Source organism: Formosa haliotis, from assembly GCF_001685485.1.
GTDB classification, from domain to species: domain Bacteria; phylum Bacteroidota; class Bacteroidia; order Flavobacteriales; family Flavobacteriaceae; genus Formosa; species Formosa haliotis.
Map to the genome: position 1 here is coordinate 2796422 of NZ_BDEL01000001.1, position 15293 is coordinate 2811714.

At 35.6% G+C, this 15293-nt stretch carries 12 protein-coding genes and 2 pseudogenes; 5 read left to right on the forward strand and 9 right to left on the reverse strand.

Going from position 1 to position 15293, the window contains the following annotated elements:
• Positions 1-21: 21 nt before the first annotated feature.
• Positions 22-621, reverse strand: coding sequence for a hypothetical protein (locus A9D35_RS11580; protein ID WP_066223205.1), 600 nt, complete (start codon positions 619-621; stop codon positions 22-24).
• Between the two features lie 209 nt (positions 622-830).
• Between A9D35_RS11580 and A9D35_RS11585 the strand changes: the two are divergent.
• A pseudogene (locus A9D35_RS11585) lies at positions 831-1699 on the forward strand (AraC family transcriptional regulator).
• 35 nt (positions 1700-1734) lie between these two features.
• Here the strand turns inward: A9D35_RS11585 and A9D35_RS11590 are convergent.
• The 4 genes from A9D35_RS11590 to A9D35_RS11605 all read right to left on the reverse strand — a co-directional run bounded on the left by A9D35_RS11590 (position 1735) and on the right by A9D35_RS11605 (position 4697).
• Entirely contained in the window at positions 1735-2388 is a 654-nt protein-coding gene (locus A9D35_RS11590) for an HD domain-containing protein (RefSeq protein ID WP_066223207.1), read from the reverse strand.
• 64 nt (positions 2389-2452) lie between these two features.
• Positions 2453-3439: an acyl-ACP desaturase gene (locus tag A9D35_RS11595; protein ID WP_066223209.1), complete on the reverse strand. Its 987-nt coding sequence runs from the start codon at positions 3437-3439 to the stop codon at positions 2453-2455.
• A gap of 11 nt (positions 3440-3450) precedes the next feature.
• On the reverse strand, positions 3451-4197 hold the full coding sequence (locus A9D35_RS11600; protein WP_066223211.1) for a lysophospholipid acyltransferase family protein: 747 nt from the start codon (positions 4195-4197) through the stop codon (positions 3451-3453).
• 89 nt (positions 4198-4286) lie between these two features.
• Positions 4287-4697 carry a BrxA/BrxB family bacilliredoxin gene (locus tag A9D35_RS11605; protein WP_066223213.1) on the reverse strand — a complete coding sequence of 137 codons (411 nt, stop codon included), beginning with the start codon at positions 4695-4697 and terminating at the stop codon, positions 4287-4289.
• Positions 4698-4971: 274 nt separating this feature from the next.
• On the opposite strand from A9D35_RS11605, the gene A9D35_RS11610 reads away from it, so the two are divergent.
• The gene (locus A9D35_RS11610) at positions 4972-5715 is read left to right on the forward strand and encodes a TerB family tellurite resistance protein (protein WP_066223215.1); all 744 of its coding nucleotides are present in this window, start codon (positions 4972-4974) and stop codon (positions 5713-5715) included.
• On the opposite strand, the gene A9D35_RS11615 is transcribed toward A9D35_RS11610, so the two are convergent.
• Complete coding sequence (locus tag A9D35_RS11615) at positions 5712-7961, reverse strand: TonB-dependent receptor (protein ID WP_066223216.1); 2250 nt, start codon at positions 7959-7961, stop codon at positions 5712-5714. The genes A9D35_RS11610 and A9D35_RS11615 overlap by 4 nt on opposite strands.
• A gap of 83 nt (positions 7962-8044) precedes the next feature.
• On the opposite strand from A9D35_RS11615, the gene A9D35_RS11620 reads away from it, so the two are divergent.
• From A9D35_RS11620 to feoB (A9D35_RS18920), 3 genes and pseudogenes are all read left to right on the forward strand, one after another.
• Complete coding sequence (locus A9D35_RS11620) at positions 8045-8716, forward strand: metal-dependent transcriptional regulator (protein ID WP_235817892.1); 672 nt, start codon at positions 8045-8047, stop codon at positions 8714-8716.
• A 2-nt stretch (positions 8717-8718) separates the two neighbouring features.
• Positions 8719-9741, forward strand: a complete 1023-nt coding sequence (locus A9D35_RS11625; RefSeq protein ID WP_083191686.1) for a metal-dependent transcriptional regulator — start codon at positions 8719-8721, stop codon at positions 9739-9741.
• A gap of 3 nt (positions 9742-9744) precedes the next feature.
• Positions 9745-11940: pseudogene (gene feoB, locus A9D35_RS18920) on the forward strand (ferrous iron transport protein B).
• A gap of 86 nt (positions 11941-12026) precedes the next feature.
• Here feoB (A9D35_RS18920) and A9D35_RS11640 read toward each other — a convergent pair.
• The 3 genes from A9D35_RS11640 to A9D35_RS11650 form a co-directional block, all read right to left on the reverse strand.
• Positions 12027-12665 (reverse strand): class I SAM-dependent methyltransferase, encoded by a 639-nt coding sequence (locus tag A9D35_RS11640; RefSeq protein WP_066223222.1) that lies wholly within the window; start codon positions 12663-12665, stop codon positions 12027-12029.
• 262 nt (positions 12666-12927) lie between these two features.
• Entirely contained in the window at positions 12928-15027 is a 2100-nt protein-coding gene (gene feoB / locus A9D35_RS11645; protein ID WP_066223224.1) for a ferrous iron transport protein B, read from the reverse strand.
• Positions 15020-15256 (reverse strand): FeoA family protein, encoded by a 237-nt coding sequence (locus A9D35_RS11650; RefSeq protein ID WP_066223226.1) that lies wholly within the window; start codon positions 15254-15256, stop codon positions 15020-15022. Before A9D35_RS11650 ends, feoB (A9D35_RS11645) begins: the two co-directional genes overlap by 8 nt.
• Positions 15257-15293: the final 37 nt, after the last annotated feature.

Consider the following 15293-nt stretch of genomic DNA (forward strand, 5'->3'; position numbering starts at 1 on the left):
ACTATTCATTTAAAATTAAAACTATATTTTGAAATACTCAACGTAGTCTCTTCCGTCGGCATTTATTATTACTTTGTAGCTTCCAGCACGTTTTTGAGATAAACCGTAAATACGTTTTACATTTGTAGTGTCTGTAATTTCATCAGAGTGAATTAATTGGAATTCTGAATCATTAGAAGCGTAATAGATGTTTACGTTTACTTTTTCTTTGTTTAAATCTAATTTATTAACGTAAACATTGTTATCCTTAAAGTTTACAACTGGTTTGAAAACGCTAACTTCTTTTTGCTTGTTAAAAGTTACTTCTCCTTTAGCTACTGTAAAAGGAATAACTTTAATTTCGTATCCTTTTTCATGCTCAAAAGAATATTCACCATTAGGTAAAGCTGTTAAATCAAATTTGTTGTTGTAAAATCCAGTTGAAGCAATTTTAGTGTTGTATAAAATAGTTCCGTAATTATCTTTAATTGATAATTTTTGTCCTTCTTTTACATTATTTAAGGTTAAGGTAATTTCTTTCTTTTTTCCTCCATCAAAATTAGTTGAGGCTGTGTTAGCGTAAGTTGCCATTCCAGTTACCATTGCTAACATGTAAATACTAAGTGTTATTACTTTTTTCATAATATTAAATTTTATAACTTAATTACATGGCAAAGATATGGCAGATCTAGATGTTAGAAAACATCGATATTGGCTACTTTATGTGCTATATTAACTGTGAAATAATTGTTAAGCTTTTGTGTTGTTAAAATACCACATCTTATGGTTAATTTTACACATACTATACCGTATACATTTTGTACTTTTGTTTTATATAAGAAATAATTCTAATGAAGTTAAAGCCTACATATAAGAAAGTAACTCCAAGTTTTGGAAGTTCTTTGGTGGTTAGACAGCACACGCAGGAAGCTCTAAAAAGCTCAGCGTTTTGGCATTTCCATCCAGAGTTAGAATTGGTATACGTAAATAAAGGGCAGGGAAAAAGACATATTGGTAATCACCTATCTTATTTTAACAACAGTCAACTTATATTAATAGGTTCTAATTTACCACATAATGGGTTTGTAGATCGTCTTACTACGCGTGGGTTAGAAACCATCGTGCAGTTTATGCCAAACTTTCTAGGAGATACGTTTTTAAAGCTACCAGAAATGGAACGTATAGCCATGTTGTTTGAGCGCGCTAAAAAAGGTGTGCTATTTAAACCTGAAACCAAAGTTGTTGTGGGGCCTAAAATAGAAGCCTTAATGGAAGTGCAAGGCTTTAACCGTGTTATTAAGCTATTAGAGATTTTACACGACTTAGCTTTGTCTGAGCATTATAGTCTATTAAATGTAGACGGTGTTGCTTTTGAAACAGAACCACAAGATAGTGCCAAGGTTGATGTTATTTTTAGATATATAAATACCCACTTTCAACGCCATATCAGTTTAGAGGAAATTGCCGATCAAGCAAATATGACGGTTCCTGCATTTTGCAGATTTTTAAAAAGGCAACGGGTAAAACATTTACCAAGTTAGTAAATGAATATCGTGTGGTGCATGCTACCAAACTTTTGCAAGAAAGTGAAATGAGTATTACCGATATTTGTTTCGCATGCGGGTTTAATAACTTTTCGCATTTTAATAAATTCTTCAACGAAATTACAGGAACAAGTGCTTCAAAATATAGAAGCGAAATGACTCGTATTATTCAATAAAATAAACTGGTGTTTTATACCTATATATAATAGATCTATTTTTCACCGTTCCATTCGGCATAAAACTGATCTAAAAAGAGTGTCATAAATTCGTGGCGTTGTATAGCTATCTTTTTGCCTGTTTCGGTATTCATCTTATCTTTTAATAATAAAAGCTTTTCATAAAAATGATTAATGGTAGGGGCGGTAGAGTTTTTATATTCTTCCTTAGTCATATTTAAGTTTGGTGCAATGTCTGGATTGTAAATTGCACGGTTTTTAAAACCACCATAATTAAAGGTACGTGCAATTCCTATAGCACCAATAGCATCTAATCGGTCTGCATCTTGTACAACTTGTAATTCGGGAGAAGAAAATGTCGCTTTAAAATTCCCACCTTTATACGATATGTTTTTAATGATATTAATCACATGATTAATAGTGTCTTCATCAACATCTATATCTTTCAAAAATGCTGAAGCTATTTTTGGACCCAAGGTTTCATCGCCGTCATGAAATTTACTATCAGCAATATCGTGCAGTAAGGCTCCCAATTCTACAATAAATAAATCGACAGGTTCTGTTTTAGCTATTAGTTTAGCGTTTTTATAAACACGTTCTATATGAAACCAATCATGCCCGCCTTCGGCATCTTCTAATTGTTGTTTAACAAAATTAATGGTCGTTTGTATTTGAAGATCTTTAGTCATGCCATAAAAGTAAAAATTCCTAACTGTGGTAGAAAGGAATTTTTAGTTTAAAATATGTTGTATTTTACAATTTAGCAGGTTCTACCCATTTAAATTGGAACGAGTTTTCAGGAACTTTCATGCGTTCTGCAATCCTAGTCATTCGCGAAGGAAGTTTTATAAGATAGTCTCTTGCTTTCTCTGCTTCGTCGGTTAAACCTGTTATTTTTTCAATTTCCCAACGTTTTAATAATTTCTCAAGAATATTTATATAGTCCATAGAGGTGTAAACGCCTATACGCTGTGCGGTATTCGAAAACTCTTCGAAAGCAGAACCTATAGAGCCTCCAGATTCTCTTAAAAAGTGGGCAGGCATGGTAATTTTTTGTTTCATCATATAATGAAAAGCCATCATCATTTGGCTAGGGTCTACGGCAAAAATACGCTCTACAAATTCACTATAAGCATTGTGGTGTCTCATTTCATCTCCTGAAATAATTCTACACATTTTACTTAGTTGTTTGTTCCCGCGCTCTTTAGCTAATTTGGCCACACGGTTATGCGAAATGTAAGTTGCCAATTCCTGGAAACTGGTGTAAACAAAGTTTTTATAAGGGTCGCGATCGGTTCCAATATCAAAACCATCGGCAATTAAATGCTGTGTAGTTTTTTCAATTTCGCGCATATTTACACGCCCAGAAAGGTATAAATATTTGTTTAACACATCGCCATGTCTGTTTTCTTCACCCGTCCAATGGCGCACCCATTTAGACCAGCCATTACGTTCTATTTGTCCTACGCCTTCTACATCCATAAGCCAAGATTCGTAAGTTGGTAAGGCTTCTTCGGTAATCATATCGCCAACTAAAACCACCCAAAAATCGTATGGTAAGTCTTTTGCTAACTCTCGTATCTCTTTAACCTCCTCGAAAAAATTTGGACCTTCAGAATCTGGTAAAAAATCTGTTGGTTGCCATATGGTTTCTATCGGGATTAAATATTTTTCTATTAAAGTGTCTACATCTTTTTCTAAAAACTGCATCACCTCTAACCTTACATTTTTTAATGACATAATGTTAAGTTTTATTGGTTTATACTCTGTGTTACAGTATGCTCTATTTGGTCAATTAAAGTGTCTGTATTTCCAGTAAAGGTAGATAAATTTATGGGTTTATGCGCGGTTAATGTAATATGTGCGCCTAATCCCATAGGAAATTTCCCGTATTTTAACGTTTTCCATGAGTTATTTATAGTTAGTGGCACTATAGTAGCTGTTGGGATATTTTTTATTAAGGTTTGCAAACCACGACGTTGAAACGGTTTTGGCACGCCATCTTTACTGCGTGTTCCTTCAGGAAAAATTACTGCAGCATATTTTTTTTCGTTTATAAATTTCGAGAATTCGTTTATCGCTTTTATAGATTGTCTTGGGTTCTTTCTATCTATTAAAGCAGATCCGCCATGGCGTAAATTATACGACACACTTGGTATACCTTTTCCTAATTCAATTTTACTAATAAATTTAGGGTGGTAAGGTCTCATATACCAAAGAATAGGCGATATATCGTACATACTTTGGTGATTAGACACGATAATTAAAGGTTTATCTTTCGGGATTTCGTCATCGAAATGATTCGTAAACGTGAACCTGGTTCCTAAAATATTTAAACATCGCAACAGCACAAATTGCAGAGCGTTTACACTGCGTTGTAGCGCATTATAGCCAAAAACGCGATGGCTTATCCATAAAATAGGATGAAATATAACTATGGATAATAAAAAAGCAAGAGCATATAATACAGTTAAAGGATACGCTAATAGTTTCATTATTGGTCTTTTGGTAATTTAGATTTCGCGCTAAAATAAGATATAAAAAAACCACGCCAAAAGCGTGGTTTATATTTTTCTATAAAAATAACTTAACAAACTTGGTTAAAAGCATCTTTAAGATTGTCGGCAATCATTTCTGCAGGACGTCCTTCAATGTGGTGACGCTCTAACATGTGTACCAATTCACCATCCTTAAATAAGGCAATACAAGGTGAACTAGGAGGAAAAGGAATCATATAACTTCTCGCTTTATCAACTGCTTCTTTATCTACACCTGCAAACACCGTTACCAAATGGTCGGGGTGTTTTTCGTTTTGTATACTCATGCTTGCGCCCGGACGTGCATTTGCTGCAGCACAACCACAAACCGAATTAACAACTACTAAAGTTGTTCCTTGCTTTGCTAAGGCCGCATCTACAGCTTCGGCGGTATGTAATTCTTCAAAACCAACTTTGGTTAAGTCTTCGCGCATTGGTTTTACTAATTCTGCTGGATACATATTTTAAATTTTATGTTTAACAAATAAAGTGCAAATATACATAATTAAAACAGAAGAGGTCGCTACTTTAACGAAACCTAAAATTACTTTAAATTCTTAAATTTTTGGGCGTTACCTTGCTTGGGCAAGGTCGGGCTATTCGCTATATCTTTTTGTTTTAAAAGTAAACAAAAAGGATGCCGCTACTATCCCTAATGCAAATGTTAACCAAAATCATATAAAGCCTAACACTTAAAACTACAAGTAGTATATTTGCAGAAATAAAAATTGAACTATGAGTATTTCAAAATGGTTAGGCGCCACTTTAGGATGGTCGTTTGGAGGCCCAATAGGTGCTATTTTAGGATTTGCCTTAGGAAGTTTAGTCGATGGCTTTTCTAATGGCGGTATTAAAGTTAACCAAGGTAATTTCGGTGCACCAACTCAAAGCCGAACCAGATCGGGCGATTTCGAAGTTAGTTTATTAATACTAGCAGCGGTTGTAATTAAAGCCGATGGGAGTAGCGATAAACGCGAGTTAGATTATGTACGTGCCCAATTTGTTGGAATGTACGGCAAAGAGCGTGCTAACCATGCTTTTAAACTATTCAAGTCTATTAGTCAGCAAAACAATATTCCAGTTCGCGATGTGTGTTTGCAAATAAAACAAATGATGGATCACCCATCGCGTTTGCAATTACTACATTTTTTATTTGGTATCGCTAAAGCCGATGGTAATGTGAGTACGGCCGAAGTAAATGTTATTCATACCATTTCAAATTATTTGGGCATCCGTTCTTTAGATTTCGAAAGTATTAAAGCCATGTTCTATAACAGTAGCGATAATGCTTATAAAATTCTCGAAATAGATAAATCGGCCACTACCGAGGAGATTAAAAAAGCCTACCGTAACATGGCGAAAAAATATCACCCAGATAAAGTTATTCATTTAGGTCCTGAACATCAAAAAGGAGCCGAAGAAAAATTCCGTCAAGTTCAAGAAGCTTACGATCAGCTTCAAAAAGAACGCGGATTTTAATTGAGCCTATATCGCAGTCCTAAAAATATACGTCGGCCTTGGTTAGGCGCGTATACATAAGAAGGGTCGAACGTTAAGGCGTACGGGTTGTCTGGTGTTGCAATTACATTGCCATCATTATCAAACTCTACATCTTTATCAAAAGGGTCGTTTGCCCTGGCTATAATAAACGGATTGCCTTTGTTTGGGGTCCAGTTTAATAGGTTTTTAATGCCGCCATAAAGTTCGAAATTAGAAAAAGCATAGGTTGCTTGTATGTTTTGTATGCTCCACACGGGCGAATACGGTTCTCTTGGATCTAAGTCGCCTAAAAGCGGCAAGCGCATGGGGCCATATATATTTCCGGTATAATCGATAGCGATTTTAGGATTGTAAAATGTATACGATATGCTCCAGGTTCCAGAAAAATTTTCGGTTAAAATTTGATCTTGAGTTATGCCGGCTTCTGTCTTGCTCACATCTTGATAAGTGGCACCTAGCATCACTTTTAGGCCATTGGTAAACATCATGTCTATATTTGCAGAAACACCAGTAGTAACAGCATAGCCATCTAAATTGTCGTAAATAATCTGGTTCGGATTCGTGTCGTAGTCGGGTAAAATTACATTTGTAAAATACGTGTACCAAGCAGAGGCATCAACTGTAATTATTTGATGCTGTTTGGTGTAAAATGTTTTTAAATAATTTAGGTTAATGTTGTAAGAGCGTTCGGGTTTTAACTCATTTTCAATAATTACATCACGAGATCCTGTAAGGGCGGCGTGCTCTTCGGTAAAGAGGTTTACTACACGAAACCCTGTTCCTGCATTAATCCTGAAAATAGATTCAGAATCCGATTTAAATCGATACGCTACCCGAGGCGTAAAAATAATACCATGGCGGGAATCGTAATCTAAGCGCGACCCAAGTAAAAGGGTGTTATTGTTGTTTATTGTTATGTTGTCTTGAATAAAAAGCGAAGGGATTACTACTTCGTCTGCCTGTCTTGTTGCAGGTGTGTTGTCGTCGTAATAGGTGTACTTTGTGGCTGCACCAAAAAGTAAGTCGTGTGTATTTAAGGTTTTGTACCAAGTAAGTTGCGAAAAGCCTATGCGTTGCTGCGCTAAATAGGGTACATCGCCATACACCGAATTTTGGTCATGATTGGTATAAGAAAACTGGAGGACAATGTTTTCCGAAACGGGTAACTCATAATTTCCAAGTAATTCAAAACGTTTTGTGTAAATGCTTTCCCCGTACACCTCGTTTCCGCCACGGTAACTTGGGTTCCATTGCATTTCGCCTCCCCAACGATCTTCGTAAAAAGCGCGTCCTGCAAGGCTAAACGCTTTGTTGCTTGATCTTTTAAAATTCCATTTCTGAAATAATGAAACCCGATTTTGTAACGTAACATCGGTAAAATTGTCGTTATTATTATCTATAGGATTGTTGTAATTATAATAATTTACACCTAAAAGCATGGCTGTCTTTTCTCCAATATTAGCCTTATAACCAAGGTCTACATTTAATTCTCCCCAAGACGTAAGAAAAGCATCGGCAGAAAATTTAGAAGTATTTTCTGCCGATTTTGTGATTACATTTATCAGGCCACCAACAGCTTCGCTACCGTAAAGAGACGAGGCAGGGCCTTTAATAATTTCTATTTGTTCAATTAAAGCATTCGGTATACCAGATAAACCGTAAACGGTGGAAAGTCCGCTTACAATGGGCATGCCGTCTATTAATACTAGGGTGTAGGGGCCCTCTAAACCATTTATGTGTATATCTCCGGTGTTGCAGACATTACAATTAAGCTGGGGGCGTACACCATTTACATTTTGTAAAGCATCAAAAATATTGGGGGTAGGATTTTTTTTAAGAAATGCTGGCGAATACACTTCTACCGGCACTGGACTATCTTTTCTGGACACGGGTTTTAAGGTGCCAGAAACTACAATTTCATCTAAAGATTCGTTTTCATTTAAATCAAATAGAACAGAAATAGAAGGTTTGTTGAGGTTTATAGTTTGCCGTTTTGTTTTAAATCCGGTAAAAGAAGCAACAATGGTGTGTGTTCCGTATGGAATATTTTCAATTTTAAACTGTCCGTCTTCATTTGTTGTAGTGCCTATAGATGTGTTTTCTAAATATACATTAACATAGGCTAGAGGGGCGCCTTCCGATGTTATATGCCCTAAAACAGCTCCGTTTTCTTGTGCATATACCGATACTATGGAACATAAAAATAGAAGTAAAGTTTGTTTCATGAAAATATTATTTTTCACAAAGGTAAACTAATTTTTAGACAAGACTAAAAATATATTTGTATTCAAGTAAAAAGTGTATCTTTGTGATAAATACGAATTTAGTGGTTACATTATCTGAAGAAAATTATTTAAAAGCCATTTACCATTTAGGTAAACAAGGTTCGGTTGCGGTAAGTACCAATGCTATTGCAGAAAAAATTGAGTCGAAAGCATCTTCTGTTACCGATATGGTTAAAAAATTAGCCGAGAAAAATTTGGCCAACTATGTAAAATACCAAGGGGTTACTTTAACCGAAAAGGGTCGGTTGGTAGCAGCATTAGTGGTGAGAAAACATCGGCTTTGGGAAGTGTTTTTAGTAGAGAAATTAAATTTTTCTTGGGACGAAGTGCACGAGGTTGCAGAGCAATTAGAGCATATAAAATCTTTAAAATTGGTTAACGAACTTGACGCTTTTTTAGATTTTCCGTCTCACGATCCCCATGGCGATCCTATTCCAGATAAAAATGGAAATTATGCGCCTATAAAAAGTGTCAATATTTTAGAATTAAAAACTGGAGATGTTGGTGTTTTGGCCTTAGTAAAAGATTCGTCTGATGTATTTTTAAAATATTTAAACAAAAACAAATTAGCACTCGGCGATAGAATTAAAATTCTAGATTTCGAACCTTTCGACAAGTCGTTGACTATAGAAACGTCAAGTCAAAAAATGATAATTTCTAACGAAGTTGCTAAAAATTTATATTTAAGCTTATAACTATGGAAACGTACAGCCCACTATGGTCACTCATTATATTTTTTATAGTTGTTGCTCTTCTATTAGCTTTATTTAGGCCAAGCAAAGGATGGTATTGGATTATTAGAAAAGCGTTTAAAAGCAACGAGAAAGTTATTACCGAAGATATTTTAAAACAGCTTTATCATTTTGAGCAATCAGATAATAAAGTGGATATGAAAACTTTAGTTCAGCTATTAGATTTTAGTAACCACAGTATTGTTGAAGCTGTAAAAAAAATGACGATTAATGATTTAATTTATTCAGAATCTGATGTTTTAAAATTAACAGAAGCAGGTCGCGATTATGCCCTTCGTATTGTTCGTGTTCACCGTTTATGGGAACGTTATTTGGCCGATAAAACCGGTATTCACAAAACAGAATGGCACGACAGGGCAGAGTCTATGGAGCATCGTTTAAGTCATGATGATGCCGAACAGTTATCGGCGCGTTTAGGGCATCCAAAATTCGATCCGCATGGCGATCCTATTCCAACAAAAACAGGTAAAATGGCACCTGTTCAGGGTGTAGAATTGCCTCTTTTACCGGTTGGCTCTGTGGGTAAGATTACACATATTGAAGATGAGCCAGAAGTTATTTATAAGCAAATTTTAGCCGAAAACATTCATATGGGTTCTGTGCTTAAAGTGATAGAAAATAATGCCACTAGAATAGTATTCCGGTCGGAAGGCGAAGAGTTTAAGTTAGCACCTATTGTTGCTGCAAATTTAACTGTAGCACTTATAGAAAAGGAAGTGGTTGTAGAAGATAATATAGCGCGATTGTCCAGTTTAAAAGCAGATGAAACCGCTAAAATTATCGGAATTTCTAGAGAAAGTCGAGGAGAAAGCAGGCGCCGATTATTAGATCTCGGATTTGTAAAAGGCTCAGATGTTAGTATCGATCTTTTAAATCCGTTAGGCGATCCTAATGCGTTTTTAATCAAAGGAACGTCTATTGCTTTGCGAAAAGATCAAGCCTCAAAAATCTTAATTAAAAAGGATTAAACTATGGAAACAAAAGTAAAAAGTGCTTGCGAAACGTGTGCACAGTTTAATAAAGATGGTTTAAAAAAATTGGGTATTCATACCGATGATTTCGATTTTGTGGTGGCTTTGGCTGGAAATCCGAATACTGGAAAAAGTACGGTGTTTAATGCCTTAACGGGTTTAAGACAGCATACCGGAAACTGGCCAGGAAAGACCGTAACACGAGCAGAAGGGGGTTTTGAATATAATAGTAACACCTATAAATTGGTCGATTTACCGGGCACCTATTCGCTACTGTCGACTTCTGAAGATGAAGAAGCTGCACGCGATTTTATTCTTTTCGGAAAACCAGATGTTACCGTTATTGTTGCAGATGCCAATCGGTTAGAGCGCAATTTAAATTTAGTACTTCAAATTCTTGAAATTACAGATAAAGCTGTGTTATGCTTAAACCTAATGGATGAAGCAAAACGAAATAAAGTAGAGATTGATGTAAGAACATTGTCGCGCGATTTAGGCATTCCTGTAGTGCCTGCAAGTGCAAGGTTTAATCAAGGTATCCCCGAGTTAATTCAGACTATAAGTGAAATTGCTAGTGGAGCTATAGTGTGTAAACCTCACAGGATTAAAAATGTGCCAAAAAACATAGAAAAGGCAGTTAAAACGTTAACTGCAGAAATAGAAAAGGAGTTTCCTAATATCCCAAATAGTCGCTGGATTGCATTTAGATTATTAGAAGGTGATACTCAAATTATAAATGCATTAAAAACAGGAGAGTTTCTTTAAATTTTCAAGCCCATGAAAGAAAGCAATATAGACCATATCATCGAATTATCTAACGAGTTACGTTGGCAAATTGGCGATGAATTTCACGATAACCTTACCGAAAGTATTTATGCTGATGCTGCCGATATAGTTAAGGATTCAGTGAAAACGGAAGATGGAGAAAAGCGATTTCGTTTAGATTCTAAAATAGATAAAATAGTAACGAGTAAAACCTGGGGATTTCCTATCATGTTTTTAATTTTAGGAACCGTATTATGGCTTACTATTGTAGGTGCAAACTACCCCTCGTCGTTATTAGCAAATGTCTTGTTAGATACCGTTCATCCGATTTTAAAAAGTGGTGCAGAAAGTATTAATATGCCATGGTGGCTTGCCGGCTTTTTAATAGACGGCGTGTATTTGGCCGTGGCTTGGGTAATTGCCGTAATGCTACCGCCCATGGCTATATTTTTCCCGATGTTCACCTTATTAGAAGATTTTGGGTACTTACCTAGAGTGGCGTTTAATTTAGATTCGTTATTTAATAAATCTGGAGCTCATGGTAAACAGGCTCTAACCATGAGTATGGGGTTTGGTTGTAATGCTGCAGGGGTTGTTGCAACGCGTATTATAGATAGTCCGAGAGAGCGATTAATAGCTATAATTACAAATAATTTTTCATTGTGTAACGGACGCTGGCCAACCCAAATTTTAATTGCAACAATTTTTATTGGTGCCGTGGTACCAAAATCGTTGTCTAGTTTTGCATCGTTATTAGCGGTGATAGGTATTGCTGTTTTAGGAATGGCTTTTATGTTTGGTGTGTCGTGGGCACTATCTAAAACCGTCTTAAAAGGGGAGGTTTCAACATTTAATTTAGAGTTGCCTCCGTATAGACCACCGCGTTTTTGGAAAACCATTTACACCTCGTTAATAGATAGAACGTTAATTGTATTGTGGCGTGCTATTGTATTTGCGGCACCTGCAGGAGCTGTCATTTGGTTAATTTCTAATCTTCATATTGGAGATGAAACTATTGCTGCTTGGCTAATTAATGGTATGGATGGTTTTGGTTTTCTGTTAGGTTTAAACGGTGTTATTTTATTAGCCTATATCGTGGCTATTCCAGCAAACGAAATAGTTATTCCTACCATTTTAATGCTAACCGTAATGGTTACGGGAATTGGTGGCGGAGCTGGTGCAGGAGTGATGTTCGAGTTAGATTCTATAAATGCTACAGGGGATATTTTAAAAGCAGGAGGGTGGACTTTATTAACCGCAATTAATTTGATGCTTTTTAGTTTGTTACACAATCCTTGTAGTACCACGATTTACACCATTTATAAAGAAACAAATAGTGTAAAATGGACAACAGTAGCCTCTGTTATGCCGGTAATTTTAGGTTTTATTGTAACCTTTTTGGTAGCTCAGATTTGGAGATTAATATTTTAATTTTTTGAGATTGTTTGACTCTTTAAGCAATCTCAAAATTTAGTTTTATTTTGTCTTTACTGATCAGGATTGTGGAGGATAATCACTTATAAATTAATTGGTTTTTTACAGACGATTTCCCAAAATATCTGAGACTGTTTGTTTTCAACATGTTTTGTGGGTTCACTGATTTCTTTAGTTTTCATTAAGCCAAAATCTTTAAACGCTTCGGTGATTGAGTCTTCATTATAAAAGAATAACGCAACACCATGTTTAGTTAAATAGAGGTCTTTATCTAAAAGTTTACCTTTTCCGTAAGACCTATCAGAAGTTGAAATAGCTACAAAAACCATGTATCCGCCGGGTTTAAGCTGGTTAAAACAGTCTGAAATAAGTTTAGCGCGATCTTTTTGGTTGAGTAGATGAATTAAAGCATAACAAAAAATACCATCGTATTGTATCGTATCAAATGGCATTTCGGTTACAGAACCATGATAAATTTTGATGTCTTTATCAAACTGCTTAGTCGCGATGTTAATGGCGGTTTTAGAAATTTCGATACCCGTAACGTTAAAGCCATTTTCGGAAAAAATCTTTGCATTCCTGCCGTATCCAAAACCGGGTATGAGAATGTTTTTAAAGCCTTTCTTCTGGAAAAAATCTAAAGTGGTTACGGCAACATCTGCAGGTTCGTATCCCCACATACTTTGCTTGTCTTTAAAGTTTGACTCCCAAAATTCGGCCATAAGTTTCTTTTTAAAAAAGGGAAATACTTCAGAATTAAAATACATCTAGAATCTAAAGTAGCTTCAATTTCTATTCATGTTCGAATTAAGAACAACCACAGCCATCGCCATCTGATCCGCACCCTTTTTTTGATTTGCCTTTTTTTACAAAAAACTTTTTATAAAGAAAATACAAGGCAAAACCTAAGGTTGCAAATGTGAGTATGTTTTGAATGAAGGTGTTCATAATTATTTTGTCGTGAAGCCTTTAGTGCCCTTACTTTTAAATTAAAACTTGATAAGCAATTAAGGCCGAAACATAGGCTAAACCAGTCATAAACACCAACTGAAGTGTTGGCCATTTCCAGCTATTAGTTTCTCGTTTAACAATAGCAAGCGTACTCATACATTGCATGGCAAAAGCATAAAATAATAAGAGCGAAATTCCGGATGCAAAATTAAATAACGGACCTCCTAAAATAGGATTTACCTCGCCAGCCATTCTGTTTTTAATAGTTTCTTCTTGATCGCTACCAACACTATAAATGGTAGCCAATGTGCCCACAAACACTTCGCGAGCAGCAAATGAACTCACTATAGCAATTCCTATTTTCCAGTCGTAGCCTAAAGGTCTAATTACAGGTTCTATAGCACGTCCGGCAATACCAATATAAGAATGTTCTAATTTATAAGAATCTATTTTATGATCTAAATCTTCTTGATTTAAGTTTTGCGAGGCATACTCTTTAGTAATTATGTTTTCGGCATCGTTAAAATTTTGTCCGGGACCATAAGATGCCAAGAACCATAGAATAATAGAAATGGCTAGGATGATTTTTCCGGCACCAAACACAAACGATTTTGTTTTCTCTAAAACGGTTAACCCTACATTTTTTAATAGTGGTAGCTTGTAGTTAGGCATTTCGACCACAAAGAATGTTTTACTCTTCAGTTTCATAACTCTATCAAGAATATAGGCTGCACAAATTGCGGTTCCAAATCCTAATAAATAAAGTAGCATTAAAGTTAGTGCTTGATAGCTAAACCCTATAAAGCTTCCTTTAGGAATTACTAAACTAATTATAATTAAATATACGGGTAGTCTTGCAGAACAGGTAGTAAACGGCGTAACTAATATGGTAATTAAGCGCTCTTTCCAGCTTTCAATATTTCTTGTAGCCATAATTGCAGGAATAGCACATGCTGTTCCAGAAATTAATGGAACTACACTTTTTCCGCTTAAACCAAAACGTCGCATAATGCGATCCATTAAAAAGACCACACGACTCATATATCCGCTTTCCTCTAAAATGGAAATAAATAAAAATAGAAAGGCAATTTGCGGAATAAAAATAACAATTCCGCCAAGTCCGGGAATAATACCTTCGGCTAATAAATTGGTAAAAGCACCGGCAGGGAGTTCGGTTTTAACCCATTCGCCCATAGCTGCAAACGAGGAATCAATAAAATCCATTGGGGCACTAGACCAATCGTAAATCGCTTGGAATATAAGAAGTAAAATAGCAATAAAAATAACGTAACCCCATACTTTATGGGTTAGTACGCGGTCTAGTTTAGACCTTAAATCTTTTGCTTTGCTAGGATCTATTTTTTGTCCCTTTTTAAGGGTGTTATTTATAAATTGATAGCGTTTTATGGTCTCTTTTTGTTGTAACCGCTTTAAATCTGTTTTGCTTTTTGTTTTAAAATCGGTAACCGCTTCAAATTCATTCCGGTCTATTTTTCCAAAATTTACATCTTGGGTAATTACCAACCAAAGCTTATAGAGTAGTTGATTTGGGAATGCTTTTTCTAAGCGTTCAAAATAAGCACTATCTATTTCAGAATAATTTAAACACGGTGTGGTAGACTGCTCGCGGTAATTTGCAATTAGTTCTTTTATTTTATCGATCCCCTCGTTTTTACGTGTGCTCACTACTGCTATTTTAGTTTGCAGTTGCGATTCTAGATACGGGATATCTAATGTAATACCACGGTGACTCATGCGGTCTGCCATGTTAATTACCAAAATGGTTGGAATTTCTAGATCCTTTATTTGGGTAAAAAGTAGTAAATTTCGCTTTAGGTTTTCTACATCGCTAACCACAATAGCAATATCGGGGAAATCTTTATCGTTTTTATTGAGTAGTAATTCTATAACCACATTTTCGTCAAGCGAAGATGCATTTAAACTGTAGGTTCCCGGCAAATCAATAATATGGGCTTTTACACCACGTGGTAGTTTGCAAATCCCTTCCTTTTTTTCAACGGTGATTCCTGGATAATTTCCAACTTTTTGATGTAATCCCGTTAGGGCATTAAATACCGAAGTTTTTCCTGTGTTCGGGTTTCCTATTAAAGCAACATTAATTTGTTTACTCATGCGATAATTTTTCAATTAAAATATGGCTTGCGGTTTCTATCCTAATTGCTAAATGCGATCCATTAATATTTAAATAAATGGGGTCTTTAAACGGTGCAATTTGTACGAGTTCGACCTGATTGCCAGGAAGGCAACCCATTTCTAATAGTTTTAAAGGAATTTTTTCAGATGAAACGTCTGTTATTACAGCTGTTTCTCCGCGTTTAAGATGTGCTAAAGTTGTCTGCAAACTTATTTAGATTGATTTTAAAGAAGCAAAAGTAAGC

What these genes read in the sequence shown, in the direction of transcription:
- A9D35_RS11580 (WP_066223205.1), bottom strand. Translation starts at nt 621, where the DNA reads ATGAAAAAAGTAATAACACTTAGTATTTACATGTTAGCAATGGTAACT.
- A9D35_RS11590 (WP_066223207.1), bottom strand. Translation starts at nt 2,388, where the DNA reads ATGACTAAAGATCTTCAAATACAAACGACCATTAATTTTGTTAAACAA.
- A9D35_RS11595 (WP_066223209.1), bottom strand. Translation starts at nt 3,439, where the DNA reads ATGTCATTAAAAAATGTAAGGTTAGAGGTGATGCAGTTTTTAGAAAAA.
- A9D35_RS11605 (WP_066223213.1), bottom strand. Translation starts at nt 4,697, where the DNA reads ATGTATCCAGCAGAATTAGTAAAACCAATGCGCGAAGACTTAACCAAA.
- A9D35_RS11610 (WP_066223215.1), top strand. Translation starts at nt 4,972, where the DNA reads ATGAGTATTTCAAAATGGTTAGGCGCCACTTTAGGATGGTCGTTTGGA.
- A9D35_RS11615 (WP_066223216.1), bottom strand. Translation starts at nt 7,961, where the DNA reads ATGAAACAAACTTTACTTCTATTTTTATGTTCCATAGTATCGGTATAT.
- A9D35_RS11625 (WP_083191686.1), top strand. Translation starts at nt 8,719, where the DNA reads ATGGAAACGTACAGCCCACTATGGTCACTCATTATATTTTTTATAGTT.
- A9D35_RS11640 (WP_066223222.1), bottom strand. Translation starts at nt 12,665, where the DNA reads ATGGCCGAATTTTGGGAGTCAAACTTTAAAGACAAGCAAAGTATGTGG.
- feoB (WP_066223224.1), bottom strand. Translation starts at nt 15,027, where the DNA reads ATGAGTAAACAAATTAATGTTGCTTTAATAGGAAACCCGAACACAGGA.